Genomic DNA, 24,111 nt, shown 5'->3' on the forward strand with positions numbered 1-24,111 from the left:
TCATGATCAATCCAAGGCACCTGCGCACGATCCACGCCCTGCGCGATACCGATAGCCTGCACGACGCCGCTGCCCGCGCTGGAGCGCGGCGACCTGGCCAGCCAGACGCTGATCACCTACCCCATCGAGCGCCACCGCCTGGACATCTTCACTCGTTTTTCGAGCCCGCGGACATCGAGCCCGCGCAGGTGCGGACTTCGGAGCTGACGGCCAAGGACATTTCGTTTGCGACGCTGGAAGGTGTCAATGTCGTATCAGGGCTGGCGATATGAGGCCCATGATCACCGACCGTTGTACCCCGATGAATGCCCGCTGATACCGCCAATTCCGCTTTCACGAATCGCCATGTTCTTGAGGCATCCGGACAGACTTTGAGTGATGTCCAAGGGCAACGTCGTGGTCTGACGTGGCGCCATTGCAGGGCGATCGGTTATACTTACCAGGCAATGACTCGAGGGCAAATGATGGATAAGCTGAGTTTGCAAGCCAAGAAAGCTTGTTTCGCCAAGTATCGAAAATCCAATTTCGCGGCCAGCCTGCGCCTTGAGGGCATTGTGCCATCCCCTACCGATGGCGAAGTGAAGCTGCCTACCCGCGCTGCGGCTCTTCATGCCGTCCGACGCATCAAAGCTTGAGCCGAGACAAGTACGGTACTGACCAAGCACCGGATTGCTACCCGGGTAGCGACGTGCTTATAAACTTGCTTGATCTGCAAGATGCAGATGACCTTGAAGAGGCCGAGCGGTACCTCAACGAAATTGCCTTGCAAACGATGGACTTTGTCCAGCCGCCCTACAACCTCGACGCTTTGAAGCGGGTGCACCATGCCTTGTTCTGCAATGTGTATAGCTGGGCAGGCGAGACCCGAACGTTAACAATCAGTAAGGGCGAAACAAGGTTCTGCAGTCCAGAGTTTATCGAGTCCGAAACCGAGAAAGAATTTTCGAAGATGGCCGACGCGCACTGGTTTGAAGGGTACTCCCGAGAAAAACTGGTTTCCGCTGTTGCGCAATCCTACGGTACGTTGAACGTCGCGCACCCGTTCCGGGAAGGCAACGGACGAACACAGCGCTACTTATTTGAATGTCTGGTATTCAACGCAGGTTACATTATAAATTGGGACTTGGCCAACCGTGAAGAATGGGTCAATGCATGTATTGCATCCTACTACGGCAACGATGTCCCTCTGGCCGCAATCTTCGATAAATGTATCGGTTCTGAAATCATGGAAGTGGACTTTTGAATTGAGCACCCAGCGCGCTCAAGCTCACACTAGTGTCCTGCCTCGGAAATAAGCTGTTCACTTTTGGCGGCGTCCTGGGCGCCCGGCGCGCGTTGCCACTCCTCGCCATACCCCTGCTATGCCATTCAGGATAGTAAGCTACCGGCGCCCCGTGATGCCCCCTCACATCTCGACCTGGGTCCCCAGCTCGATCACCCGGTTCAGCGGCAGCTTGAAGTACCGCAGGTTGCTGTTGGCATTCTTCAACAGGAAGGCGAACAAGTGCTCGCGCCACTTGGCCATGCCGATTCGCTTGGTCGGCACCACGGTTTCCCGGCTCAGGAAGTAGGTGGTGCGCATGGGGCTGAAGTCCAGCGCCGCCGTGCTGCTGTGGCTGAGGGCAAGGGGCACGTCGGGCTCCTCCATGAAGCCGAAGTGCAGGCTGACCCTGAAGAAGCCCTGGCCGAACGCCTCGACCTCGAAGCGCTTGTCCTGCGTCACCCGCGGCGAATCCTCCGACACCACCGTCAGCAGCACCACCTGCTCGTGCAGCACCTGGTTGTGCAGCAGGTTGTGCAACAGCGCGTGGGGCACCGCATCGGAGCGGGCGGTAAGAAACACCGCCGTGCCCTGCACGCGATGGGGCGGCTGCGCCTGCACGCTGGCGATGAACAAGGGCAGCGGCAAGGCGGTTTCATCCAGGCGCTCGACGATGATGCTGCGCCCGCGCTTCCAGGTGGTCATCAGCACGAACAGCGCCAGGCCGGCGATCACCGGGAAGGCGCCGCCCTGCAGGATCTTCGGCGCGTTGGCGGTGAAGTACAGGCCGTCCACCAGCAGAAAGCCCAGCAGCAAGGGAATCGCCAGCCAGCGCGGGGTCTTCCATAGCAACAGCACCACCGCCGAGGCCAGCAGCGTGGTGATCAGCATGGTGCCGGTCACCGCGACGCCGTAGGCCGCCGCCAGGGCGCTGGACGACTCGAAGCCGACCACCAGCAGCACCACGCCGACCATCAGCGCCCAGTTGACCATGCCGATATAGATCTGCCCCTGCTCTTCGCTGGAGGTGTGCTGGATGAACATGCGCGGCACATAGCCCAGCTGGATGGCCTGGCGGGTCAGCGAGAAGGCGCCGGAGATCACCGCCTGCGAGGCGATGATGGTAGCCAGGGTGGCCAGCGCGACCATCGGCAGCAGCGCCCACTCGGGGGCCAGCAGGTAGAACGGGTTGCGCACCGCCGCCGGGTTGTCGAGGATCAGCGCACCCTGGCCGAAGTAGTTGAGCACCAGGCCCGGCAGCACCAGGATGAACCACGCGCGGGAAATCGGCTTGCGGCCGAAGTGCCCCATGTCGGCATAAAGCGCCTCGGCACCGGTCAAGGCCAGCACCACGGCACCCAAAATCGCCACGCCGATGCCCGGATGGGCGACGAAGAAGTGCGCCGCCCAGGACGGGTTCAGCGCCTGCAGCACCTCGGGCCGCTGCACGATGCCATGGATGCCGAGCGCCCCCAGCACCACGAACCACAGCACCATCACCGGCCCGAACAGGATGCCGATACGCGCGGTGCCATGCTTCTGGATAATGAAAAGCCCGACCAACACCACCACCGCCAGGGGCACGACCCAGTGCTCGATACCGTCGATGCCCAACTGCAGGCCCTCCACCGCCGACAGCACGGAGATGGCCGGGGTGATCATGCTGTCGCCGTAGAACAGCGCCGCGCCGAACAGCCCCAGCAGCACCAGCACCTTGCTCAGCCGCGGATAGGGACGTGCCGCCCGCCTGGCCAGCGCGGTCAGCGCCATGATCCCGCCCTCGCCCTGGTTGCTGGCGCGCAGGATGAACAGGACGTACTTCACCGAAACCACCCAGATCAACGACCAGAACACCAGCGACAGGATGCCCAGCACCCCCTCAAGGTTGGCCTGCACGCCGAAATGGCCGGAGAACACCTCCTTGAGCGTGTACAGGGGACTGGTGCCGATGTCGCCATAGACGACGCCGACGGCGGCGACCAGCAGGCCGACGCCCGTGCTTTTGTTGGCGTGGGACTGGTTTTCAACGGTTGCGGATTGGCTCACAGGTAACGTCTCGTCAGTATTGCGTAAACATTGAATGCGGGCAGGCAGGCTGGGGGGGGCAGAAAAACCGCGCCAGTATCTTCTCAAGCTGCAAAGGCCGGCATAAAGAAAGCGTAAAGAAACGCCATTGCCCGATGAGCGCTCGACATCGGAGGAAGACTGCTGGCCACCTTGCGCTCCGTCGGCCAGGTCTCTCTTTTTACGCTTGAGTGCATCCAGATCCCGTTCTGGTGGGTATTCAACTCAGGGCAACAGCTGAATGCCCTGCCATGCCCCCACCAGGAGATCGCTCGATGAACATCGCACACGTTTCGTTCCTGACCGCCTGCGGCCTCGCCCTGGCCATGCTGCTGCCGACCGCCCACGCCCAGACCGGGGTCCCCGATGCCGTCAAGGTGCCGGACGGCCACAAGGTAGCGCTGGAAACCGTCGGTGTCGGCGAAATCACCTACGAATGCCGCGACAAGGCCGACGCTCCCGGCCAGACCGAATGGACCTTCGTCGGCCCCAAGGCCGTGCTCAAGGACCGGAACGGCAAGGCCGTGGGCGATTACTTCGGCCCGCCCGCCACCTGGCAGGCCAAGGACGGCTCGAAGATCACCGGCACGCAGCTGGCCGTCGCCCCGGCGGCCAAGGGTGACCTGCCGTACCAGCTGGTCAAGGCCAATCCCGCCGAGGGCAAGGGCGCCATGAGCGGCGTCAGCTTCGTCCAGCGCCTGGCCACCCGTGGCGGTGTCGCCCCGCAGACCGCCTGCACGGCGCAGAACAAGGGCGAGAAGCAGATCGTCAAGTACCAGGCCGACTACATCTTCTGGGCCGCCAACTGAGGGCCTGCGCGCAAGGCGCGCCAGCACCCTTGAGCTACGCTCATCGACAGTCCCCGGCCGACCGGCCGGGGCTCCCGGTAGCATGAGGATCGGCCCGACCTTGAACCTGCCCACGACGCCATTCGACTACGAGCGCTGTCTCCAGGCCTGTGCCAGGGGCGATCGCGGCGCCCTGCAGGCGCTTTACGACCAGGAGGGTGCCCGGCTGCTCGGCGTGGCCCGGCGCATCGCCCGCGACCACGCCACCGCCGAGGACATCGTCCATGACGCCTTCATCCGCATCTGGACTCGCGCGGCCAGCTTTGATCCGGCCCGAGGCTCGGCGCGTGGCTGGGTGTACAGCCTGACCCGGCACCTGGCCCTGAATTTCATACGCGATACCCGCCGAGAAGTGGTGATCGACGATGTTGCCACCGTCGATATCGCGCCCTATCACGATGACATGACCTTGCAGGCCGATGCACCGAGGATTCACCGCTGCCTCGACCAGCTCGACGCCGCGCCGCGCAAGTGCATCCTGCATGCTTACGTCGACGGCTGCAGCCATGCCGAGATCGCCCGCCTGCTCGACACCCCGCTGGGCACGGTCAAGTCGTGGATCAAACGCAGCCTCAAGGCGCTGCGGGAGTGCATGGGATGACCAACGAGCCGGGTAACGAAAGCACCGATGACCTCGAGCAACTGGCCGGGGAGTACGTGCTAGGCACGTTGTCGGCCGAACAGCAGGAGACCGTGCTCAAGCGCCTGGACAGCGACCGTGCCTTGCGTGACGCCGTGGACGCTTGGGAGCAGCGACTGCTGGGCTTGAACGCGCTGGCCACGCCACTTGCGCCCAGTCCCCGACTGTGGCAACGGATCAACCGTAGCCTGGGCGACCGCCCTGCCCAGCCCTCATGGTGGCGACGCCTGGGGCTGTGGCAAGGGCTGGCCGGTGCCGGCCTTGCAGCCAGTCTGTTACTGGGTCTTGCACTGCTGACGGTACAGTCGCCTGCCACCACCTATATGGTCGTGCTGGTGGCGCCTGCCACCCAGGCACCTGGCTGGGTGGTCCAGGCCCGTGGCGCTGATCAGGTCCAGCTGATTCCCTTGGGCAAGTCCGAGGTCCCGGGAGGCAAGGTCCTGCAGTTCTGGACCAAGGGTGAACAGTGGCCAGCACCAATCTCGCTTGGGCTGATCAAACCTGGGGAGCAGGTCACCGTGCCGCTGGAGCGCCTGCCTGCGGTAGAGCCCAACCAGTTGTTCGAGCTGACCCTGGAGAATGCGGGTGGCTCTGCAAGCGGACGTCCGAACGGGCCTGTACAGTTCATCGGGCGGGCGGTCAAAGTGCTCTGAATTGGCGTTCGGCTTCGAATTGCCGGGGCTGCTTTGCAGCCCTTTCGCGGCACAAGGCCGCTCCTACAGGGGGGCGCGGTCGCCTGTAGGAGCGGCCTTGTGCCGCGAAAGGGTCGCAAAGCGACCCCGCCAATCTTGAATTAGAGCGGCCATATCCCAAAAAACGCAAAAACCTTGAAAGGGATGGCTCCAAGGGCCCACAGGGCTCCACCTCGGGTAGCCTTTTCGCCCGGGCAGGCAATACTTCCCTGTACAGGCGCGCGTGTTGCGGGTAACGCGAGCCACGAGGAGGTGCGAGGTGAACAAACTATCAATCGTGGGTGCCGGTATCGTCGGTGAGGCAGCGGCCCAGATCATCGCCCGGGACGCGCTCTGCCGTGAACTGGCGCTGATCGACGTCCAGGGTGAGCTGGCGCAGGGCAAGGCGCTGGATGTCTGGCAGGCGGCGGTGGAGTCCGGGTCCGATACCAAGGTGCACGGCGGGTCGGATGCGCAATTGCTGCAGGGTTCCGATCTGGTGGTGATCACTGCGGGCGTGCCGCGCAAGCCTGGCCAGTCGCGCCAGGATGTCCTGGCCATCAACCTGCCGATACTCGACGGCATCATGCGCGATGTGAAACAGCAGGCGCCGAGCGCGACGGTGCTGGTGGTGTCGAATCCGGTCGACGTGCTCACCTACCGGGCCTGGAGCCTGAGTGGACTGGGCCGCGACAAGGTGTTCGGCCAGGCGGGGGTGCTGGATACCGCGCGCATGAAATGTTTCATCGCCGAGCAGACCGGGTTTTCGGCACGGGATATCACGGCGCTGGTCCTGGGTGGGCACGGCGACAGCATGGTGCCTTTGATGCGTTATTGCATGGTCGGTGCGGTGCCGCTGGCGCACTTGCTGTCCAGTGAGCAGATCGAGCAGATCGTTGAGCGTACCCGTAAAGGTGGCGGCGAGATCCTTGCCCTGAAGAAGGTCGGCAGCGCCTGCGATGCGCCGGGCGTGGCGATCGCGCAGATGGTGGATGCGATTGCCAACGGGCGCAGCCGCATCCTGCCGGCGGTCGCGATTCTCGAGGGCGAGTATGGACGCACGGATATCGCCATGGGGGTTCCCTGCGTGCTCTCGGACGCGGGCATCACGCGGGTGATCGAGCTGCCGCTGGATGCGCAGGAACAGGCGATGTTCGACCGCTCCGCGGATCAGGTGGCGCGGGATATTGCGGAGATGAAGGCGCTGTAGGTAGCCATCACAGGTCCAAGGCGCCCCTGATCAACGCATCAAGCATGCCGGGCGCCTGAGGATCACACTCATCCAGCAGACACACCGGAATACCTTGCAACACAACCTGCGACGCCCCCAGCCCCTCGCCCACCAGCGCCAGCGGGCAAGCGATCTCCATCTGCAACGAACGCAGTCGTTTCGCCAAGGCCGCGCTTACCGGCCCCCGCACCGCAACCACCAGCACCGCCGGCTGGATTGCCCTGCACACCAGCGCCAGCTCCTCCAGCGGCTGGCCACACCCCAGCACCTCGATGCGTTGGCGCCGATCACTCAGCAGCAGGCCGGCACACAGCAACTGCAGCTCGGCCAGGCCCTCGGCGCCGGCCAGCAGCACCCGTGGCGCATCGGCCTGGTTCATGTGCAGGCGCAGCAGCAGACGGGCGCGCAGGAAAGTGTCCAGGAACAGCCACTGGCTGCGCTCGCCGAAAGCCTCACCTTCGGCCAGCTCGCGCCACACCGGCATGAACACCTCGTGCATCACCGAGGCCTTGGGCAACAGCGTGAACAGCTGCCCGTGAATGCCTTCCAGCGCCTGTGCGTCGAACGCCTTGGTCGCCCGGACAACGGCCTGGCGCCAGTCGTGAAAGGCATCGTCCTGCGCGGGGGGCGCTTCGGGCTGGCCGGCGAGCAACCCGCCAACCTTGCTGATAGGCACGCCATTGCCGGTCCAACGCAAAATGTCGCGAATGCGCTGGACATCCCTGGCCGTGTACAGCCGGTGCCCGCCTTCGGTGCGCTGCGGGCTGATCAGGCCATGGCGGCGCTCCCAGGCGCGCAACGTCACGGGGTTGATGCCGGTCAGGCTGACCACGTCGCGCATGGGCAGCAAGTCGAAGGAAGGGGCGTCGGTCATGGCCAGGGTTCGAATGGGTGAAGACACATTCTAACCCCATGGGTACCTGTTGCGGCGAGCCTGCTTGGGTCATCATGGTCGGCACACGCGCCCGAGGTTCTCGCACGGAAGCTACGCTGCGCATTCGCACACACGATCCGACAGGTGAGCTCCATGATCAACGCGAAACTCCTGCAACTGATGGTCGAGCAGTCCAACGATGGCATCGTCGTCGCCGAACAGGAGGGCAACGACAGCATTCTCATCTACGTCAACCCGGCCTTCGAACGGCTCACCGGCTACGCCACGGACGACATCCTCTACCAGGACTGCCGCTTTCTCCAGGGCACCGACCATGACCAGCCGGGCGTCGCCGCCATCGGCCAGGCGATCCGCGCAGGCCGCCCCTGCCGCCAGGTGCTGCGCAACTACCGCAAGGATGGCAGCCCGTTCTGGAACGAGCTGTCGATTACCCCGGTGCGCAACGAAGCCGACCAACTGACCTACTACATCGGTATCCAGCGCGATGTCACGGCCCAGGTGGCCGCCGAGGAGAAAGTGCGTGAACTGGAAGCGGAGGTCGCGCGCTTGCGCGAGGCGCTGGCGGCAGCCGGACGCTGACGGCAAAAGCTGTACAAGAAGATTGTGTTTGTACAATTTTAGTCCTAGGCTTCAGTCATACCTGTACAACTCGCCATCGTTGTACAGGATTGCCCGGAGCCGCGCATGTCAGACTACCTGCAGCAGTTCGCCGAATGCTTCGCCCGCCTGCACCGGGGCAACCTGGACTCGCTGGAAAACCTGTACAGCGAAGATGTCAGCTTTCGCGACCCGCTGCACCGGGTCGATGGCCTGCCGGCCCTGAAGGCGTACTTCGCCCAGCTCTACGCCAACGCCCACGACATCCGCTATGCCTTCACCGGCGCCGACGAGGTCCGGCCCGGGCAGGGTTACCTGCGCTGGACCCTGCACTTTCGCCATCCACGCCTGGCCGGTGGCCGGCCCATCAGCCTGCAGGGCTGCAGCCATCTGCAATGGCAGCAGCGGGTACAGGTTCACCAGGATTACTTCGACGCCGGTGCCCTGCTCTATGAACATGTCCCGGTCATGGGCGGCGCCATCCGCTGGCTCAAGGGTCGGCTGGCATGAGCCGCTACTGGCTGACCGGCGCCAGCAGCGGCATCGGCGCGGCGCTGGCCGCGCAACTGCTGGAACAGGGGCACCAGGTAGCCTTGGGAGGCCGCTGCGCCGAGCGCCTGGCGCCCTTGGTCGAACGTTTTCCCGGGCAGGCGCTGGCGGCCCTTGGCGATATCGACGACCGCGAACGGCTGGCGTTGATCGCCGGGGAACTGCAGCAAGCCTGGGGCGCACTCGATGGCGTGATCCTCAACGCCGGGACCTGTGAATACCTGGAGCCGGGTCGATTCGACCCTGACCTGGTCGAGCGCGTGGTGCGCACCAACCTGCTGGGCCTGTGTCATTGCCTGGCCATCGCCCTGCCCATGCTGCGCCGTGGCGAGCGCCCGCATGTGGTGGTGATGGGCAGTTCGGTGGCCTGGCTCGCCCTGCCCCGGGCCGGCGCCTATGGCGCATCCAAGGCCGCCGTGCGTTACCTGATCGAATCGCTGCGCATCGACCTGGCCAATGAAGGCATCGATGTCACCCTGGTCAGCCCCGGCTTCGTCGATACGCCCCTGACCCGGCGCAACGACTTCCCCATGCCTCAGCGCTGGACGGCGCAGCGCGCCGCCCGCCATATCGCCCGGCGCCTGCCCGGGCGGCCGCTGGAAATCAACTTCCCCACTGCGTTCACCCTGGTCCTGCGCCTGCTCGGCGCGCTGCCGCCGCGTTGGCGCCTGGCGCTGGGTCGACGCCTGGCAAGACGGCCACAGGAATAGCCCGCCATGCGCATCGCGATCATAGGCAGCGGCATCGCCGGCCTGACCTGCGCCCACCTGCTGTCGCGCCGCCACGAGGTCACGGTGTTCGAGGCCGACGACTGGATCGGCGGCCACACCCATACCGTCGAAGTGCCCTGGCACGGCGAGCGCCACGCGGTGGACACCGGCTTCATCGTGTTCAACGACTGGACCTACCCGAACTTCATCCGCTTGCTCGACCAGCTTGGGGTCGCCTCGCGACCGACCCAGATGAGCTTCTCGGTGCACGACCCGGGCAGTGGCCTCGAATACAACGGCCACAACCTCGACACCCTGTTCGCGCAGCGACGCAACCTGGTGTCGCCGGGGTTCTGGGGCATGCTGCGCGACATCCTGCGCTTCAACCGCCAGGCCCTGGCCGACCTGGACCGCGAGCGCATCGACCCGTCCACCACCCTGGGCGGTTACCTCCAGGCACAGGGCTATGGCCGGCGCTTTATCGAGCACTACGTCGTGCCGATGGGCTCGGCAATCTGGTCGATGTCACGGGCGGACATGCTCGGTTTTCCCCTGCAGTTCTTCGTGCGTTTCTGTCGCAACCATGGGCTGCTGTCGGTCAACCGGCGTCCGCAGTGGCGGGTCGTCGAGGGTGGTTCGCGCAGCTATGTCGCACCGCTGTGCCGACCGTTCGCCGAGCGCATTCGCCTGGCGTGCAAAGTCGACCGGGTGAGCCGCGACGAAGGCGGCGTCACCCTGCACGGCAAGGCCGGTAGTGAGCGCTTCGACAACGTGGTGTTCGCCTGCCACAGCGACCAGGCCCTGGCCCTGCTGGAAGCACCCAGCGCCCAGGAGCGCGCGGTGCTTGGGGCCATCACCTACGCCAGCAACGATGTGCTGCTACACACCGACACCCGCCTGCTGCCGCGCCGGCGCAAGGCCTGGGCCAGCTGGAACTACCGCCTGGGCGGCCCCGAACAGGCCCCAGCCGCGCTGACCTATAACATGAACATCCTGCAGGGCATCCAGGCCCCGGTGACCTTCTGCGTCAGCCTCAACCAGACCTCACGTGTAGACCCGGCGCAGATCATCGCCCGCTACCAGTACGCCCACCCCCAATACAGCCTCGCCGCCACCGCCGCCCAGGCCCGCCAGGCCGAGCTGCAGGGCCAGCACCACAGCTACTATTGCGGCGCCTACTGGGGCAACGGCTTTCACGAAGACGGCGTGGTCAGTGCGCTCAAGGTCGCCGAACACTTCGGAGAGCAATTGTGAACAGCAGCCTGTGCCCGGGCTGGGTCAGCCATCGGCGCCTGGGGCCCCGGCAGCATGCCTTCCGCTACCAGATCGGCATGTTCTACCTGGACCTCGACGAGCAGGCCCGGCTGCTGGGCCTGTCGCGCTGGGTGGGGCGCTGGCGACTGGCGCCCTTGAGCTGGCGCGAGACCGACTACCTGCCGGCGCTGACCGGCAAGGGCGAGCCGCTGGCCCAGGCCGCCCGCCGACTGGTCAGCCAGGCCACCGGCCAGGTTCCCGAAGGCCCGGTGCGCCTGCTGACCCAGTTGCGCAGTTGGGGGCTGTCGTTCAATCCGGTGAGCCTGTACTTCTGCCATGACCGCGACGAGCAGCTGGCGGCGATTCTGCTGGAAGTGCGCAACACGCCGTGGCGCGAGCGCTTCCACTATGTGCTGCCGGTGCGGGACGGCCTCGAGCAACCGTTCACCATGGCCAAGGCCTTTCACGTATCGCCCTTCCTGCCGATGGCCATGGACTACCACCTGCACTTCCATCTGGATACGCAGCGGATTCACGTGCACATGGAGAACTGGCAAGACGGCCAGAAGGTCTTCGAAGCCGACCTCGCCGTGCGCCGCCAGCCGCTGGACCGCGCCGCGCTGCATCGCTACCTGCTGTCCTTCCCCTGGATGAGCCTGCGCACCGTCTCGGCCATCTACTGGCAAGCACTGCGCCTGTTGTTCAAGCGTGTCCCCGTTCACGACCATACCGCCAGCCAGGGCAGCCTGGCGCTCGGCCATCGCCGCGAGGAGCCCGACCATGTCGAACCCCACCCTGAGCGTTAGCAAATCCGCAGGCCTCACACCGCTATTGGGTGGACTGGCCCGCAGCGCGGTGCTGGCGCAACTGGGCAAGCTACGCCACGGCCACCTGCGGCTGCGCGAGCGGGGACGGCAATGGAGCTTCGGCGACACCGACAGCCCGTTGCAGGCCGAAGTGGAGATCCTTGAAGGCGCGGCCTGGAACCTGGTGGCCGGCAATGGCTCGATCGGTGCCGGCGAAGCCTACATCCATGGCTACTGGCACAGCCCGGACCTGGCGGCCGTGACCCGGCTGTTCGTGGCCAACCTGGAGGTACTGGACGCCCTGGAGGGTGGCCTGGCGCGTCTGGGTCGCCCCCTGCTGCGCCTGCTGCATCGCCTGAACCGCAACAACCGGCGCGGCGCCAAACGCAATATCCTGGCCCACTACGACCTGGGCAACGTCCTGTTCGAACACCTGCTCGACCCGACCATGATGTACTCGGCGGCCCGGTTCGAACACCCCGAGCAACCCCTGGAGCAGGCCCAGCTGAACAAGCTGGAGCAGATCTGCCGCAAGCTCGAACTGCGTGCGCAGGATCACCTGCTGGAGATCGGCAGCGGCTGGGGCAGCCTGGCGATCCACGCCGCGACCCGGCACGGCTGCCGGGTCACCACCACGACGCTCTCCGAGGCCCAGTACGCCTTCACCCTGCAGCGCGTCCAGGCGCTGGGGCTGGAGCACCGTGTGACGGTGTTGCGCCAGGACTATCGCGACCTGGCGGGCACCTTCGACAAACTGGTCTCGATCGAGATGATAGAGGCCGTCGGCCACCGTTACCTGCCTGTGTACTTTCGCCAGTGCGCCACGCTGCTCAAGCCCGACGGGCTGATGCTCCTGCAGGCCATCACCATCCGCGACCAGCGCTATGCCCAGGCCTGTCGCTCGGTGGACTTCATCCAGCGCTACATCTTCCCCGGCGGCGCCCTGCCGTCGCTGAGCGTGCTGCTCGACACCGCCAGCCGCCAGACAGGACTGAACCTCGTGCACCTGGAGGACTTCGGCCTGGACTACGCCCGCACCCTGCGGCACTGGCGCGACAACCTGCGCCAGGCCCGCGGTGTGCTGACGGCGCTCGGCTACGACGAAATGTTCCAGCGCCTGTGGGAGTACTACCTGTGCTACTGCCAGGGCGGTTTCGAGGAGCGCGCCATCGGCGTCGCCCAGTTGCTCTGGGCAGCTCCCCTGGCACGGCGCGCTCCGTTGCCCGGGCACTGACCCATGCGCCGTGGCTGGCTGATCGCCAATGCCCTGTGGCTGCAGGCCGGTTGGTGGCTGTGCGTGCTCGGCGCCCGATGGCCCGGGTTGCTGCTGGTGGTGCCGCCGGTCATGGCGGTGCATGTATACCTCTGTCAGGACCGCCCTGGCGAGGCTTGGGCGCTACTGCGCGTGACGCTGGCCGGCTGCCTGGTGGACAGCCTGTTGGGCGCGATTGGCGTGTTTACTTTCGACAGCCGTCCGCTACCCGTGTGGCTGGTTTTGATGTGGCTGGTGTTGGCCAGCGGCCTGCGCCATAGCCTGGCCTGGGCCGGCCAGCCGTTCTGGCGCGGGGCGGTGCTGGGTGCGTTGGGCGGGCCGCTGGCCTATCTGGCCGGTGCCCGGTTGGCACAGGTCGACCTGCCGTTGGGCGCGGTCACCACCGCCCTGCTGCTGGCGCCGATCTGGGCGCTGCTGCCCGCGCTGGTACGCCTGGCAGCGTGGCGCTGAGCGGCGAAATCGATTGTCCTAATGCCCTGCGTGCAATGCTAATTTCATTCGCCCCCGGTGAACGCTCTAGACTGCCGACTCACAACCCAAGGAGCCCAGGCGATGCATGGCGAAACCTCGATTGAAAAACTTCTCCAGTCCATGAGGCCCGAACTCAATGATGGCGAGTATGTCTTTGCCACGGTCACTGACGCCTCGCAGCTGCAAGACCTGAACATTGTAGGCAGCTTCAGGGAGCGCGAAGGCTGGACGGTCATCCTGGAGCAAACGGTCGCGGACGCGATGCAGCTGCCCTACACCTATGTCTGCGCCTGGATCACGCTGACCGTCCACTCTTCCCTCGAGGCCGTGGGCCTGACTGCGGCGTTCGCCACCGCGCTGGGCAAGGCGGGCATCAGCTGCAACGTAGTGGCGGCCTATTACCATGACCACATCTTTGTCGGTGTCGACGACGCCCAGCGCGCCATGGCGGTGTTGAAGGCGCTGTCAGACAACGCTGGATAATCATAAGTCAGGCCTTTCGCGGCGCAAGGCCGCTCCTACCCGGATCGCGTACCCCTGTAGGAGCGGCCTTGCCGAGGCGTCGGACCGGCCGGAAAGGGCCGCAACGCAGCCCCAGGATCTCAAGCCAGACTCAGCGTCTGCCAACCATCCCCGCCACCCGATCCACCGCAATACGGGTCTTCTCCACCAGCTCATCCAGCTCGCCTCGGCTGGCCACCAGCGCCGGCGCCATGATCATCCGCCCCAGGGTGGAGCGAATGATCACCCCCTCTTCAAAGCCGAACGTGCGGCACTGCCAGGCCAGGTCGTTCTCATTGGCGAAACGCCTGCGCGTGGCCTTGTCCTCGACGAACTGCAACGCCGCCACCAACCCGGCGCCCTGCACCTCGCCGATCAGTGGATGATCAGCGAACACCTCGCGCAGGATGCGCTGCAGGTACGGTCCGGTGTCTTCCTTGACCTGGCGCACAATGCCTTCGTCGCGCAGGGCCTTGAGGTTAGCCACCGCCACCGCTGCTGCCACCGGGTGACCGGAATAGGTCAGGCCGTGGGCGAATACCCCGCCCCGCTCCACCAGCGCCTCGGCGATGCGCTTGCTCAGCACCAGCCCGCCCATGGGCACGTAGCCACTGGTCAGGCCCTTGGCGATGGACAGGGTGTCGGGCTCGAAACCGAAGTGCTGGTGGGCAAACCATTCGCCGGTGCGACCAAAACCGCCGATCACCTCGTCGGCGCACAGCAGCACATCGTACTGGCGGCAGATGCGCTGGATTTGGGGCCAGTAGCTCTCGGGCGGGAAGATCATGCCGCCGGCGCCCTGGAACGGCTCGGCAATGAAACCGGCAACGTTCTCGGCGCCCAGCTCGAGGATCTTCTCCTCCAGTTGCAGGGCGCAGCGGCGGCCGAACTCGGCCGGGGTCAGCTCGCCGCCCGCGGCGAACCAGTACGGCTCGTCGATATGCGCAACGTCCGGGATCAGCCCGCCCATCTCGTGCATGAACTTCATCCCGCCCAGCGCCGTGGCCGCCAGGGTCGAGCCGTGGTAGCCATTCCAGCGGCCGATCATGATCTTCTTGCTCGGCTGGCCGACCACCTGCCAATAGCGACGCACAGTGCGGATCAGCACCTCGTTGGCCTCGGAGCCGGAGTTGGTGTAGATGGCGTGGCTGTAGTGGCCCGGCAGCAGGCTGAACAGCAGCTCGGACAGTTCGATCACCGCCGGGTGAGTGGTGTGGAAGAACATGTTGTAGTACGCCAGCTGGTCCATCTGCGCGGCGGCGGCGGCGGTCAGGTCCTTGCGGCCATAGCCGAGCTGGGTGCACCACAGGCCGGACATGCCGTCCAGGTAGCGGCGGCCGTCGTTGTCCCACAGGTACAGGCCTTCACCCCGGGTGATGACCCGTGGCCCCTCGGCGTTGAGCGCCTTCTGGTCGAGGAAGGCGTGGATGTGGTGGGCGGCGTCGCTGGCCTGGTAGTCGCGGGTGTCGCGTTTGGGCGCAAAAGGTGCGTTCATTGTTGTTCTCCTCGGGTGAATGTCAGCGCAGCTGGATCCAGGTGGTCTTGAGCTGGGTGTACTTGTCGAACGAATGCAGCGAGAGGTCGCGGCCAAAGCCCGACTGGCGCCCGCCGCCGAACGGCACGGTCACGTCCAGAGCGTCGACGGTGTTGACCGACACCGTGCCGGCCTTGAGCCGCCGGGCCACGCGGTGGGCGCGGTTGAGGTCGTCGCTCCAGACCGACGCGGCCAGGCCGTAGACGCTGTCGTTGGCCAAGGCGATGGCCTGCTCCTCGTCGTCGAAGGCGCTGACCGCCAGCACCGGGCCGAAGATTTCCTCGCGGGCCAGGACCATGTCCTGGCGCACATCGGTGAAGATCGTTGGCGTGATGAAGTTCTGCGAGCCGTTGACGCTCAGCCGCTCGCCGCCGCACAGCAGGCGCGCGCCCTCGGCCCGGCCCTGGGCGATGGCCGCCTCGATGCGCGCGGCCTGCCCTGCATCGACGATGGCGCCGGCGCGGCTGGCCGGATCCAGCGGGTCGCCCGGCAGCCACTCACGGGCCTGGCGCAGCAGGCGCTCGACGAACTCGTCATGGATCGAGCGCTGCACATACAGCCGCGAGTTGGCCGAGCACACCTCGCCCTGATTGAAGAAGATGCCGAACGCCGCTTTCTGCGCTGCCAGGTCGAGGTCGCGGCAGTCGTCGAACACCAGGTTCGGGCTCTTGCCGCCGCATTCGAGCCACACCTGCTTGAGGTTGGACTGCGCCGAGTACTGCATGAAGTACTTGCCCACCTGGGTGGAGCCGGTGAACACCAGGCAGTCCACGTCCGGGTGCAGCCCCAGGGCGCGGCCCGCGGTTTCACCCAGGCCCGGCACCACGTTGAGCACGCCTTCCGGCAACCCCGCCTGCAATGCAAGCTCCGCCAGGCGCAGGGCCGAGAATGGCGACTGCTCGGCGGGCTTGAGCACCACGCTGTTGCCTGCGGCCAGTGCCGGGGCGACCTTCCAGGCGGCCATGTCCAACGGGAAGTTCCACGGCACCACCGCGCCGATGACGCCCAGCGCCTCGCGGCTGATCATTGCCACGGCGCTGGCGGCGGTCGGCGCGACCTGGTCGTAGAGCTTGTCCAGCGCCTCGCCATACCAGGCGAACACATGCGCAGCACCGGGCACGTCGATGCTGTAGGCGTCCATCACCGGTTTGCCCATGTTCAGCGAGTCAAGCAGCGCCAGTTCCTCGCGGTGGGCCAGCATCAGCTCGGCCAGGCGCAGCAGCACGCGCTTGCGCTCGGCCGGCGCCATGCGTGCCCAGGGCCCGTGCTCGAAGGCGCGACGGGCGGCGCGCACCGCCTGATCGATCTCGTGGTCGGCGCAGGCGGCGACCTGGGCCAGGCACTGCTCGGTCGCCGGATTGATGGCGGCGAAGGTGGCACCGTCACGAGCCGCCACCGGGCGGCCGTCGATCAACGCGGTGGTGATGAAGCTTTGCCGTGCAGCGCGCTGCTGCCAATCGCTTTTCGTATGCACGCAGGTCTCCCCTCCGGCCACACGCGGGGCCGGTGATTGTCGTTGTCTGGATGAGGTGAAACGGTGGTTCAGCGCCGCCGCAGGTAGCTTTCCAGTGGGTCCTTGCTCAGGCCTTCCTGGGCCTGGGCCAGCGAGGCGATGAACAGCGAGAACAGCTCGGCCTGGGTGGCGATGTCGAGCTTGGCGTAGAGGTTCTTGCGGTGGGTCTTGACGGTGTCCTCACTGATCCCCAGGCGCTCGGCCAGCGAGCGCGTGGAATGGCCGCGCAGCAGGTATTGGGCGATATGGCATTCACGCTCGGTGAGCAGGGATGAGCCGAAATTGTTCAGCGCGGCGTTGATCTGCCGCCCCAGCGCGCTCTCGAAGCGTCCGCCCAGGGCCTCGGCATCCAACTGCCCCCAGTGTCGGCGCACCACTGCCACCACCCAGGCGGCAACGCACTTGAGCTCGGCCACCTGGCGACTGCCCAGGCGCCGGGTGCTGCCCAGGGCCACGGCGATGGACAGCTGGGCGTCCAGCGGCACCAGGTAGTTGAGCTCGTCCTCCAGGTGGGCATGCTGGTAGAAGGAGGTGTAGTACTCGCTGCGCTTGAAATGATCGGGCGCGACATCGCTCAGGCGGTAGCAGCCGGCGGGCATGCCGTCCATGCAGGCGCGGTAGAACGGGCACAGCAGGTAGTAGCCTTCGAGGTACTTCTGCACATTGCCCTCGGGCAGCCAGGGCCCCTCGTCGTCCTTGGCGAACAGCGCCGACGGCAAGCCCTTGCGCGGGTACAGGAACACCGTGATGGCCTGGCACGGCGCCAGCTGGTTGAGGGCAGCGAACAACGCCTCGACGAAGCCGGGCGTGCCAATGGCGTCGACCACGCGGGCCATCTGCGCGTACCAGTCGGGCGAATTCAGCTGGGCGTTGCTCATTGTTGTTGTCCCCGCCAGGGTGAGTGCTGGGCGGGATTGTTTCATGGGGGGGACGGGGCGGCTATCACCCTTCGGGGTGAGGAGCCAGTCTCAATTGCTGCACGTCCCCCTGTAGGAGCGGCCCTTTCGCGGCACAAGGCCGCTCCTACAGGGGGCGTGGAGTTGTTACAGTGCTGCATCAGACTTGGAATGCGCATGGCGACAAAAATGCAGGGTAACCCTGCAGATTTGCCAATTGTGCAGGGTAATTTTGCATGACAGGATCGTTCGATCCGCCCGCGCATTCCAGGACTTCACTTGGAAAATCAATAACAAAGCAGGGAGACCGCGATGACCGCGCACGCTCAACCCTCGGCAACGGATCAGGTACTGGCCGAGGTCCGCAACCACATTGGCCACCTCACCCTTAATCGCCCCACCGGCCTCAATGCCCTGACCCTGGACATGGTACGCAGCCTGCAGCGCCACCTCGACCAATGGGCCCAGGATCCGCAGGTGCACGCCGTGATGCTGCGTGGCGAGGGCCCCAAGGGCTTCTGCGCCGGTGGCGATATCCGCTCGCTGCACGACAGCTACAAGGCCGGCGAGAAGCTGCACGAGGACTTCTTCGTCGAGGAATACGCCCTGGACCTGTGCATCCACCGCTACCGCAAGCCGGTGCTGGTGCTGATGGACGGCTTCACCCTCGGCGGCGGCATGGGCCTGGCCCAGGGCTGCGACCTGCGCATCGTCACCGAACGCAGCCGCCTGGGCATGCCCGAGGTGGGCATCGGCTACTTCCCGGATGTCGGCGGCAGCTACTTCCTGCCCCGGGTACCGGGCGAACTGGGTATCTACCTGGGCGTCAGCGGCAGCCAGATCAAGGCTGCCGATGCCCTCTACTGCGGCCTGGCCGACTGGTACGTCGACAGTGAGCAGCTCGCGGCCCTGGATGACGGGCTCGACCGCCTGACCTTCGGCGCCAACCCGCTCAAGGACCTGCAAGGCTTGCTCGCCAAGCAGGGCACACAGACCTTGGCGGACGCGCCGCTGGCGACACTGCGCCCGGTGATCGACCACTTCTTCGCCCTGCCCGACCTGCCGAGCATCATCGAGCAACTGCGCGCCGTGACCATCGGCGACAGCCGCCAATGGGCGCTGGACACCGCCGACCTGCTGGAAACCCGCTCGCCGTTGGCCATGGCGGTCACCCTGGAACTGCTGCGCCGTGGCCGCCACCTGGCCCTGGAAGACTGCTTCGCCATGGAACTGCACATCGACCGCCAGTGGTTCGCCCACGGCGACATCATCGAAGGCGTGCGCGCCCTGATCGTCGACAAGGACAAGCAACCCCGCTGGAACCCGCCGACCCTGGCCGGCCTCACTGCCCAGCGGGTCGACCAATTCTTCGAAGGCCTGTGAGCCCGGGAGTACACAGATGCAAGACCTGGAACTAAGCGAAGAGCAGATAATGATCCGCGACATGGCCCGCGATTTCGCCCGCGGCGAGATCGCGCCCCATGCCCAGGCCTGGGAAAAGGCCGGCTGGATCGACGATGACGTGGTGCGCAAGATGGGCGAACTGGGCCTGCTCGGCATGGTCGCCCCGGAGCAGTTCGGCGGCAGCTACACCGACTATGTCGCCTACGCCCTGGCGGTCGAGGAAATCTCCGCCGCCGATGGCGCCACCGGGGCGATGATGAGCATCCACAACTCGGTGGGCTGCGGCCCGCTGCTGGCCTACGGCACCCCCGAGCAGCAGCAGGCCTGGCTGCCGCAACTGGCCAGCGGCGAGGCGATCGGCTGCTTCTGCCTGACCGAGCCCCAGGCCGGCTCCGAGGCCCACAACCTGCGCACCCGCGCCGAGCTGGTCGATGGCCAGTGGGTCATCAACGGCGCCAAACAGTTCGTCAGCAACGCCCGCCGGGCCAAGCTGGCCATCGTCTTTGCCGTGACCGACCCGGAACTGGGCAAGAAAGGCCTCTCGGCCTTCCTGGTGCCGACCGACAACCCAGGCTTCAAGGTCGACCGCAGCGAGCACAAGATGGGCATTCGTGCCTCCGACACCTGCGCGGTGACCCTGGACGACTGCCGCATCCCGGCCGCCAACCTGCTGGGCGAGCGCGGCAAGGGCCTGGCCATCGCCCTGTCCAACCTCGAAGGCGGGCGTATCGGTATCGCCGCCCAGGCCCTGGGCATTGCCCGCGCGGCGTTCGAGGCGGCGCTGACCTACTCCCGCGAGCGCATCCAGTTCGGCAAGCCGATCAACGAGCACCAGAGCATTGCCAACCTGCTGGCCGACATGCAGGTGCAGGTCAACGCTGCGCGCCTGCTGATCCTGCATGCCGCGCGCCTGCGCAGTGCCGGCAAGCCTTGCCTGTCGGAGGCCTCCCAGGCCAAGCTGTTCGCCTCGGAGATGGCCGAACGGGTCTGCTCGATGGCGATCCAGGTGCATGGCGGGTACGGCTACCTGGAAGACTATCCGGTGGAGAAGTACTATCGCGATGCGCGCATTACCCAGATCTACGAGGGTTCCAGCGAGATCCAGCGCATGCTGATTGCGCGTGAGTTGAAGCATTACACGGTGTGAGCCCGGCCATTGCCTCAAGCCACGCACGATCCCTGTAGGAGATCGCCCAGCCCTTCGGGCTACGCTGTCGCGCAGGTAACAGAGTTCCAGCGTGGGAGCGGGCTTGCCCCGCGATCACCGGCGTAGCCGGTGCCAAACGTCGCATCGCGGGGCAAGCCCGCTCCCACGCTGCCCCAGTCAAATCAAAGAATTGTGTTTTGTTCCGTGAGAGCGGCCTTGCGCACCCTTTATGAGATTTATTCGTCTCATATGATACAATTTTGGATATTTCGTCGCCGAACCCCGACTCGAGGTCCCACATGCGTAGAACCCTCCAGGAAGAGCGCCTGCTCAAGGCCCTGGCCCAGGCCATTGTCGTCCACCCCCGCGCCACCCTCAAGGAGCTGGCGGAAACCGCCGGGGTCAGCAAGGCCACCCTGCACCGCTTCTGCGGCACCCGCGACAACCTGGTGAAACTGCTCGAGGATCATGGCGAGCAGGTGCTCAACCAGGTCATTCTTGAAGCCGACCTCGAGCGCGTCGAACCGCTGGCCGGCATCCGACACCTGATCGCCGAACACCTCAAGCATCGCGAACTGCTGATGTTCCTGATGTTCCAGTACCGCCCCGATACCTTGCTCAACGACGCCGAGGACCTGCGCTGGCAGGTCTATATCCAGGCCATGGATGCGTTCTTCCTGCGTGCCCAGCAGTTGGGCGTGCTACGCATCGACATCAGCGCGGCAGTGTTCACCGAGATATTCATGACCATGATCTACGGCATGGTCGATGCCGAGCACCGCGGTCGCGCCGCCAGCGCCAACACTGCGCAGACGGTCGAGCAGCTGTTCCTCAACGGTGCCCGGCCACAGGGCTGATGACTAGCGATCTGTGCCGCCGGCCAGTTCCTCGATGCTGATCTCGCGCATCCTGAACTTCTGCACCTTGCCGGTCACCGTCATCGGGAACGCGTCGACAAAGCGGAAATGCCGCGGCACCTTGAAATGGGCGATGCGCGCCCGCGCCCAGTCGCGCAGCGCTTCCTCGCCCAGCGCCTGCCCCGGGTGCAGGCGGATCCAGGCGACGATCTCCTCGCCATAGCGGCTGCAGGGGATGCCGATCACCTGCACGTCGGCCACCGCCGGGTGGGTGAAGAAGAACTCCTCCAGCTCTCGCGGATAGATGTTCTCGCCGCCACGGATGATCATGTCCTTGCTGCGGCCGACGATGCGTACATAGCCTTCGTCGTCCATCACCGCCAGGTCGCCGGTGTGCATCCAGCCATCGGCATCGATGCTCTCGGCGGTGGCCTTGGGGTTGTTCCAGTAGCCGAGCATCACGCTGTAGCCACGGGTGCACAGCTCGCCAATCTCGCCGCGCACCAGGGTGCCACCTGCGCTGTCGATCACCTTGCTCTCCAGCCACGGCTGGGTGCGGCCGACGCTGGTCACCCGGCGCTCCAGGTCGTCGACGGCGCCGGTCTGCAACGACACCGGGCTGGTCTCGGTCATGCCGTAGGCGATCTGCACTTCGCCCATGTGCATCTCGTCGATCACCCGACGCATCACCTCGATCGGGCAGGTGGCGCCAGCCATGATGCCGGTGCGCAGGCTGCTGAGGTCGAATTCATGGCGGCGCGGGTGGTCGAGTTCGGCGATGAACATGGTCGGCACGCCGTACAGCGCGGTGGCGCGCTCCTCGGCCACGGCCTGCAGGGTCAGCAGCGGATCGAAGGCGTCATTGGGGTAGATCAGGGTGCTGCCGTGGGTCATGCAGCCGAGGTTGGCCATGACCATGCCGAAGCAGTGGTACAGCGGCACCGGCACCACCAGCCGGTCGTGCTCGGTCAGCCCGAGGCTTTCGCCGACCATGTAGCCGTTGTTGAGGATGTTGTGGTGGCTGAGGGTAGCGCCCTTGGGGAAACCGGTGGTGCCGGAGGTGTACTGGATATTGATCGGCTCGTGCCGGTGCAGGCTGGCCTGGCGTGCGGCCAGTTGCCCGGCGTCGGTTTCGCCGGCGCGGGCCTGCAACGCCGGCCAGGCCAGGAAGCCATTCGGAGGCGTGGCGGCCAGGCTGACGACCCCGCGCAGCTCGGGCAGGCGGGCGCTGCGCAGCTCGCCCGGCCGACAGGCGCCGAGCTCGGGTACCAGGTCCAGCAGCATGGCGTGGTAGTCGGAGGTCTTGAAGGCGTCGGCGCAGATCACCCATTGGCAGGCTGACTGGCCCAGGGCGTACTCCAGCTCGCTGGTGCGGTAGGCCGGGTTGATGTTGACCAGGATCGCGCCGATCTTGGCGCTGGCGAACTGGGTGATGCACCACTCGGCGCAGTTGGGCGCCCAGATACCCAGGCGATCACCGGCCTGCAGGCCCAGGGCCATCAGGGCGCGGGCGTGCTGGTCGACAGCGTCTGCCAGTTGCCGCCAGGTGTAGCGCAGGTGCTGATGGCGGACCACCAGGGCTTCGCGGTCGGGGAAGCGGGCGACGGTGGCGTCGAAAGCGTCACCGATGCAGTGGGTGAGCAAGGGAGTGGCTTTTGAGCCTTGGGTATGGCTGGGCTGGGGCATAGGGGCTCTCTTGTTGTGCTATCCCTGTAGGAGCGGCCTTGTGCCGCGAAAAGGCTGCAAAGCAGCCCCAATCTCGCTGTGACGCTGAAATCGCCGGGGGCGCTGCGCGCCCCTTTCGCGGCACAAGGCCGCTCCTACACGGGGATGTATATTTCCCGGTCCTCTAGCGAACGAACACCTGCGGCGTGGTGGTCGACATGTCGCCACCGGGCAGCTTGATGTTCTTCACCTTCTCCAGCGTGTTCGGGTCGAACACCGCCAGGTCGTTGAAGGTGCCGCCCAGATAGAGCTTGTCGCCGGCCTTGTCGAAGGTCACGCAGTAGTAGGTATGGTCGAGGTTGGCGGCCTTGACCAGTTTCTTCTGCTGGATGTCGTAGCGGGCCAGGCGGTTGAGCACGCCGTACATCTGGTTCGGATCCTTGGGCGAGCGCAGGCCGGTGAAGTACAACTCGGTCAGTTCGGCGAACTCCTGGGTGTGGGCCTTGCCGGTCTTCAGGTCGATGCTCAGGTAGCCGTACAGCGGCTCGGCGGTGGCCGGGTCCTGCTTGGCATCCTTGAACTTCGCAATGGTGTAGAGCATCGAGAACTCATGCAACGAACTCTGGTGCGGCCAGAAGTACAGCACGTCGGGGGCGCTGTAGCCTGGGCGGTTCCAGCTGCGCAGTGGCAGCGCGATGCTGTACTGGCCGGTCTTGACGTCGAGCTTGTAGATGTCCGGCCCGGCCACGTACAGGCTGCCGTCGTCGGCGGCGCGCATCAGGTAGACCTGGCGCGGCATCGGGAAGCTGCGCACGGGCTTGGCGTCGAGGCCGTCGCTGGTGCGAAAAACCTCCAGGCGCGGCGGCTTGACCACGTAGTGGTCGTTCAGGCGCTGGCTCGGGTTGACCGTGGCGTAGACCTCCTTGCCGTCGGGGCTGATGGCGAAGGAGTACATGGCCTTGCCGACCTCGCCCGGCACGCTGGAGAGGTTGGCGTGGAAAGTGGTCTTGCAGCTGTCCAGGTCGATGCCGTAGATATCGGCGAAATGGTTGTTCAGCACGTAGGCGGTGCGGTTGTCCGGCGCCATCATCGCCGTGCCGGGGCCGAACGAATCGGGCATGCGGCAGGTCTTGTACAGGGTGTCGCTGGCCACCTCGACCACATGCAGGTTGTTCGGGTAGTTGGTGGCGATCAGGTATTCATGGCCGGCCTTCAAGGCCGGGCCTGCATCATCTGCCTGGGCCGCCCAGGCGCAGGCCGTGGCGGCAATGGTGAGCGCGAGCTGCGCGCAGAATCCAGCTTTCATGCGGTTTCCCCTTGTCGT

At 65.6% G+C, this 24,111-nt stretch carries 24 protein-coding genes and 1 pseudogene; 18 read left to right on the forward strand and 7 right to left on the reverse strand.

Annotated features, from left to right (window positions below; all coding sequences use genetic code 11):
• Positions 1 to 90: 90 nt before the first annotated feature.
• The 3 genes and pseudogenes from LU671_RS24785 to LU671_RS24795 form a co-directional block, all read left to right on the forward strand.
• Positions 91 to 209: pseudogene (locus tag LU671_RS24785) on the forward strand (LysR family transcriptional regulator); the annotation flags it as partial.
• Between the two features lie 255 nt (positions 210 to 464).
• Positions 465 to 635, forward strand: a complete 171-nt coding sequence (locus LU671_RS24790; protein ID WP_232857262.1) for a YhfG family protein — start codon at positions 465 to 467, stop codon at positions 633 to 635.
• Positions 636 to 700: 65 nt separating this feature from the next.
• Positions 701 to 1,243, forward strand: coding sequence for a Fic/DOC family protein (locus LU671_RS24795; protein WP_332880096.1), 543 nt, complete (start codon positions 701 to 703; stop codon positions 1,241 to 1,243).
• Positions 1,244 to 1,405: 162 nt separating this feature from the next.
• Here LU671_RS24795 and LU671_RS24800 read toward each other — a convergent pair whose 3' ends face one another.
• Positions 1,406 to 3,307, reverse strand: coding sequence for a potassium transporter Kup (locus LU671_RS24800; protein ID WP_232857227.1), 1,902 nt, complete (start codon positions 3,305 to 3,307; stop codon positions 1,406 to 1,408).
• 293 nt (positions 3,308 to 3,600) lie between these two features.
• Here LU671_RS24800 and LU671_RS24805 point away from each other — a divergent pair, with 293 nt between their 5' ends.
• The 4 genes from LU671_RS24805 (at position 3,601) to LU671_RS24820 (ending at position 6,694) form a co-directional block, all read left to right on the forward strand.
• Entirely contained in the window at positions 3,601 to 4,134 is a 534-nt protein-coding gene (locus tag LU671_RS24805; protein ID WP_203652564.1) for a DUF3455 domain-containing protein, read from the forward strand.
• 100 nt (positions 4,135 to 4,234) lie between these two features.
• Positions 4,235 to 4,774, forward strand: coding sequence for a sigma-70 family RNA polymerase sigma factor (locus LU671_RS24810; RefSeq protein WP_232857228.1), 540 nt, complete (start codon positions 4,235 to 4,237; stop codon positions 4,772 to 4,774).
• A complete protein-coding gene (locus tag LU671_RS24815; protein WP_232857230.1) occupies positions 4,771 to 5,466 on the forward strand; it encodes an anti-sigma factor in 696 nt (231 codons plus the stop codon). Before LU671_RS24810 ends, LU671_RS24815 begins: the two co-directional genes overlap by 4 nt.
• A 298-nt stretch (positions 5,467 to 5,764) precedes the next feature.
• Positions 5,765 to 6,694, forward strand: a complete 930-nt coding sequence (locus LU671_RS24820) for a malate dehydrogenase (RefSeq protein WP_232857231.1) — start codon at positions 5,765 to 5,767, stop codon at positions 6,692 to 6,694.
• A 7-nt stretch (positions 6,695 to 6,701) separates the two neighbouring features.
• On the opposite strand, the gene LU671_RS24825 is transcribed toward LU671_RS24820, so the two are convergent.
• A complete protein-coding gene (locus tag LU671_RS24825) occupies positions 6,702 to 7,589 on the reverse strand; it encodes a MerR family transcriptional regulator (RefSeq protein WP_232857232.1) in 888 nt (295 codons plus the stop codon).
• Positions 7,590 to 7,742: 153 nt separating this feature from the next.
• Here LU671_RS24825 and LU671_RS24830 point away from each other — a divergent pair, with 153 nt between their 5' ends.
• The 8 genes from LU671_RS24830 (at position 7,743) to LU671_RS24865 (ending at position 13,753) form a co-directional block, all read left to right on the forward strand.
• Positions 7,743 to 8,189 carry a PAS domain-containing protein gene (locus LU671_RS24830; RefSeq protein WP_232857233.1) on the forward strand — a complete coding sequence of 149 codons (447 nt, stop codon included), beginning with the start codon at positions 7,743 to 7,745 and terminating at the stop codon, positions 8,187 to 8,189.
• Between the two features lie 105 nt (positions 8,190 to 8,294).
• Positions 8,295 to 8,717 (forward strand): nuclear transport factor 2 family protein, encoded by a 423-nt coding sequence (locus tag LU671_RS24835; RefSeq protein WP_232857234.1) that lies wholly within the window; start codon positions 8,295 to 8,297, stop codon positions 8,715 to 8,717.
• Positions 8,714 to 9,466, forward strand: coding sequence for an SDR family NAD(P)-dependent oxidoreductase (locus tag LU671_RS24840; protein WP_232857235.1), 753 nt, complete (start codon positions 8,714 to 8,716; stop codon positions 9,464 to 9,466). The genes LU671_RS24835 and LU671_RS24840 overlap by 4 nt, the downstream gene beginning before the upstream one ends.
• Before the next feature lie 6 nt (positions 9,467 to 9,472).
• Positions 9,473 to 10,720, forward strand: coding sequence for an NAD(P)/FAD-dependent oxidoreductase (locus tag LU671_RS24845; RefSeq protein ID WP_232857236.1), 1,248 nt, complete (start codon positions 9,473 to 9,475; stop codon positions 10,718 to 10,720).
• Positions 10,717 to 11,526, forward strand: a complete 810-nt coding sequence (locus LU671_RS24850; protein WP_232857237.1) for a DUF1365 domain-containing protein — start codon at positions 10,717 to 10,719, stop codon at positions 11,524 to 11,526. Before LU671_RS24845 ends, LU671_RS24850 begins: the two co-directional genes overlap by 4 nt.
• Entirely contained in the window at positions 11,501 to 12,760 is a 1,260-nt protein-coding gene (locus LU671_RS24855; protein WP_203652554.1) for an SAM-dependent methyltransferase, read from the forward strand. The genes LU671_RS24850 and LU671_RS24855 overlap by 26 nt, the downstream gene beginning before the upstream one ends.
• Before the next feature lie 3 nt (positions 12,761 to 12,763).
• The gene (locus LU671_RS24860) at positions 12,764 to 13,249 is read left to right on the forward strand and encodes a DUF2878 domain-containing protein (RefSeq protein ID WP_232857238.1); all 486 of its coding nucleotides are present in this window, start codon (positions 12,764 to 12,766) and stop codon (positions 13,247 to 13,249) included.
• A 102-nt stretch (positions 13,250 to 13,351) separates the two neighbouring features.
• Positions 13,352 to 13,753 carry an ACT domain-containing protein gene (locus tag LU671_RS24865; protein ID WP_232857239.1) on the forward strand — a complete coding sequence of 134 codons (402 nt, stop codon included), beginning with the start codon at positions 13,352 to 13,354 and terminating at the stop codon, positions 13,751 to 13,753.
• A 130-nt stretch (positions 13,754 to 13,883) separates the two neighbouring features.
• Here the strand turns inward: LU671_RS24865 and LU671_RS24870 are convergent, their stop codons facing one another.
• The 3 genes from LU671_RS24870 to LU671_RS24880 form a co-directional block, all read right to left on the reverse strand.
• Positions 13,884 to 15,266, reverse strand: a complete 1,383-nt coding sequence (locus tag LU671_RS24870; protein WP_232857241.1) for an aspartate aminotransferase family protein — start codon at positions 15,264 to 15,266, stop codon at positions 13,884 to 13,886.
• 22 nt (positions 15,267 to 15,288) lie between these two features.
• A complete protein-coding gene (locus LU671_RS24875; RefSeq protein WP_232857243.1) occupies positions 15,289 to 16,779 on the reverse strand; it encodes an aldehyde dehydrogenase in 1,491 nt (496 codons plus the stop codon).
• Between the two features lie 68 nt (positions 16,780 to 16,847).
• On the reverse strand, positions 16,848 to 17,696 hold the full coding sequence (locus LU671_RS24880; RefSeq protein WP_232857244.1) for a helix-turn-helix transcriptional regulator: 849 nt from the start codon (positions 17,694 to 17,696) through the stop codon (positions 16,848 to 16,850).
• A 330-nt stretch (positions 17,697 to 18,026) separates the two neighbouring features.
• Between LU671_RS24880 and LU671_RS24885 the strand changes: the two genes are divergently transcribed.
• The 3 genes from LU671_RS24885 to LU671_RS24895 all read left to right on the forward strand — a co-directional run bounded on the left by LU671_RS24885 (position 18,027) and on the right by LU671_RS24895 (position 21,122).
• Positions 18,027 to 19,097: an enoyl-CoA hydratase/isomerase family protein gene (locus LU671_RS24885; protein ID WP_203652548.1), complete on the forward strand. Its 1,071-nt coding sequence runs from the start codon at positions 18,027 to 18,029 to the stop codon at positions 19,095 to 19,097.
• Between the two features lie 16 nt (positions 19,098 to 19,113).
• The gene (locus tag LU671_RS24890) at positions 19,114 to 20,265 is read left to right on the forward strand and encodes an acyl-CoA dehydrogenase family protein (protein WP_062363361.1); all 1,152 of its coding nucleotides are present in this window, start codon (positions 19,114 to 19,116) and stop codon (positions 20,263 to 20,265) included.
• A gap of 299 nt (positions 20,266 to 20,564) precedes the next feature.
• Positions 20,565 to 21,122, forward strand: coding sequence for a TetR/AcrR family transcriptional regulator (locus LU671_RS24895; RefSeq protein WP_203652546.1), 558 nt, complete (start codon positions 20,565 to 20,567; stop codon positions 21,120 to 21,122).
• Between the two features lie 3 nt (positions 21,123 to 21,125).
• Here the strand turns inward: LU671_RS24895 and LU671_RS24900 are convergent, their stop codons facing one another.
• Positions 21,126 to 22,808, reverse strand: a complete 1,683-nt coding sequence (locus tag LU671_RS24900; RefSeq protein ID WP_232857245.1) for an AMP-binding protein — start codon at positions 22,806 to 22,808, stop codon at positions 21,126 to 21,128.
• A gap of 163 nt (positions 22,809 to 22,971) precedes the next feature.
• The gene (gene peaD, locus LU671_RS24905; protein WP_232857246.1) at positions 22,972 to 24,093 is read right to left on the reverse strand and encodes a quinohemoprotein amine dehydrogenase subunit beta; all 1,122 of its coding nucleotides are present in this window, start codon (positions 24,091 to 24,093) and stop codon (positions 22,972 to 22,974) included.
• Between the last annotated feature and the right edge of the window lie 18 nt (positions 24,094 to 24,111).

The organism is Pseudomonas sp. NMI760_13, assembly GCF_021283245.1.
Lineage (GTDB): Bacteria > Pseudomonadota > Gammaproteobacteria > Pseudomonadales > Pseudomonadaceae > Aquipseudomonas > Aquipseudomonas peradeniyensis.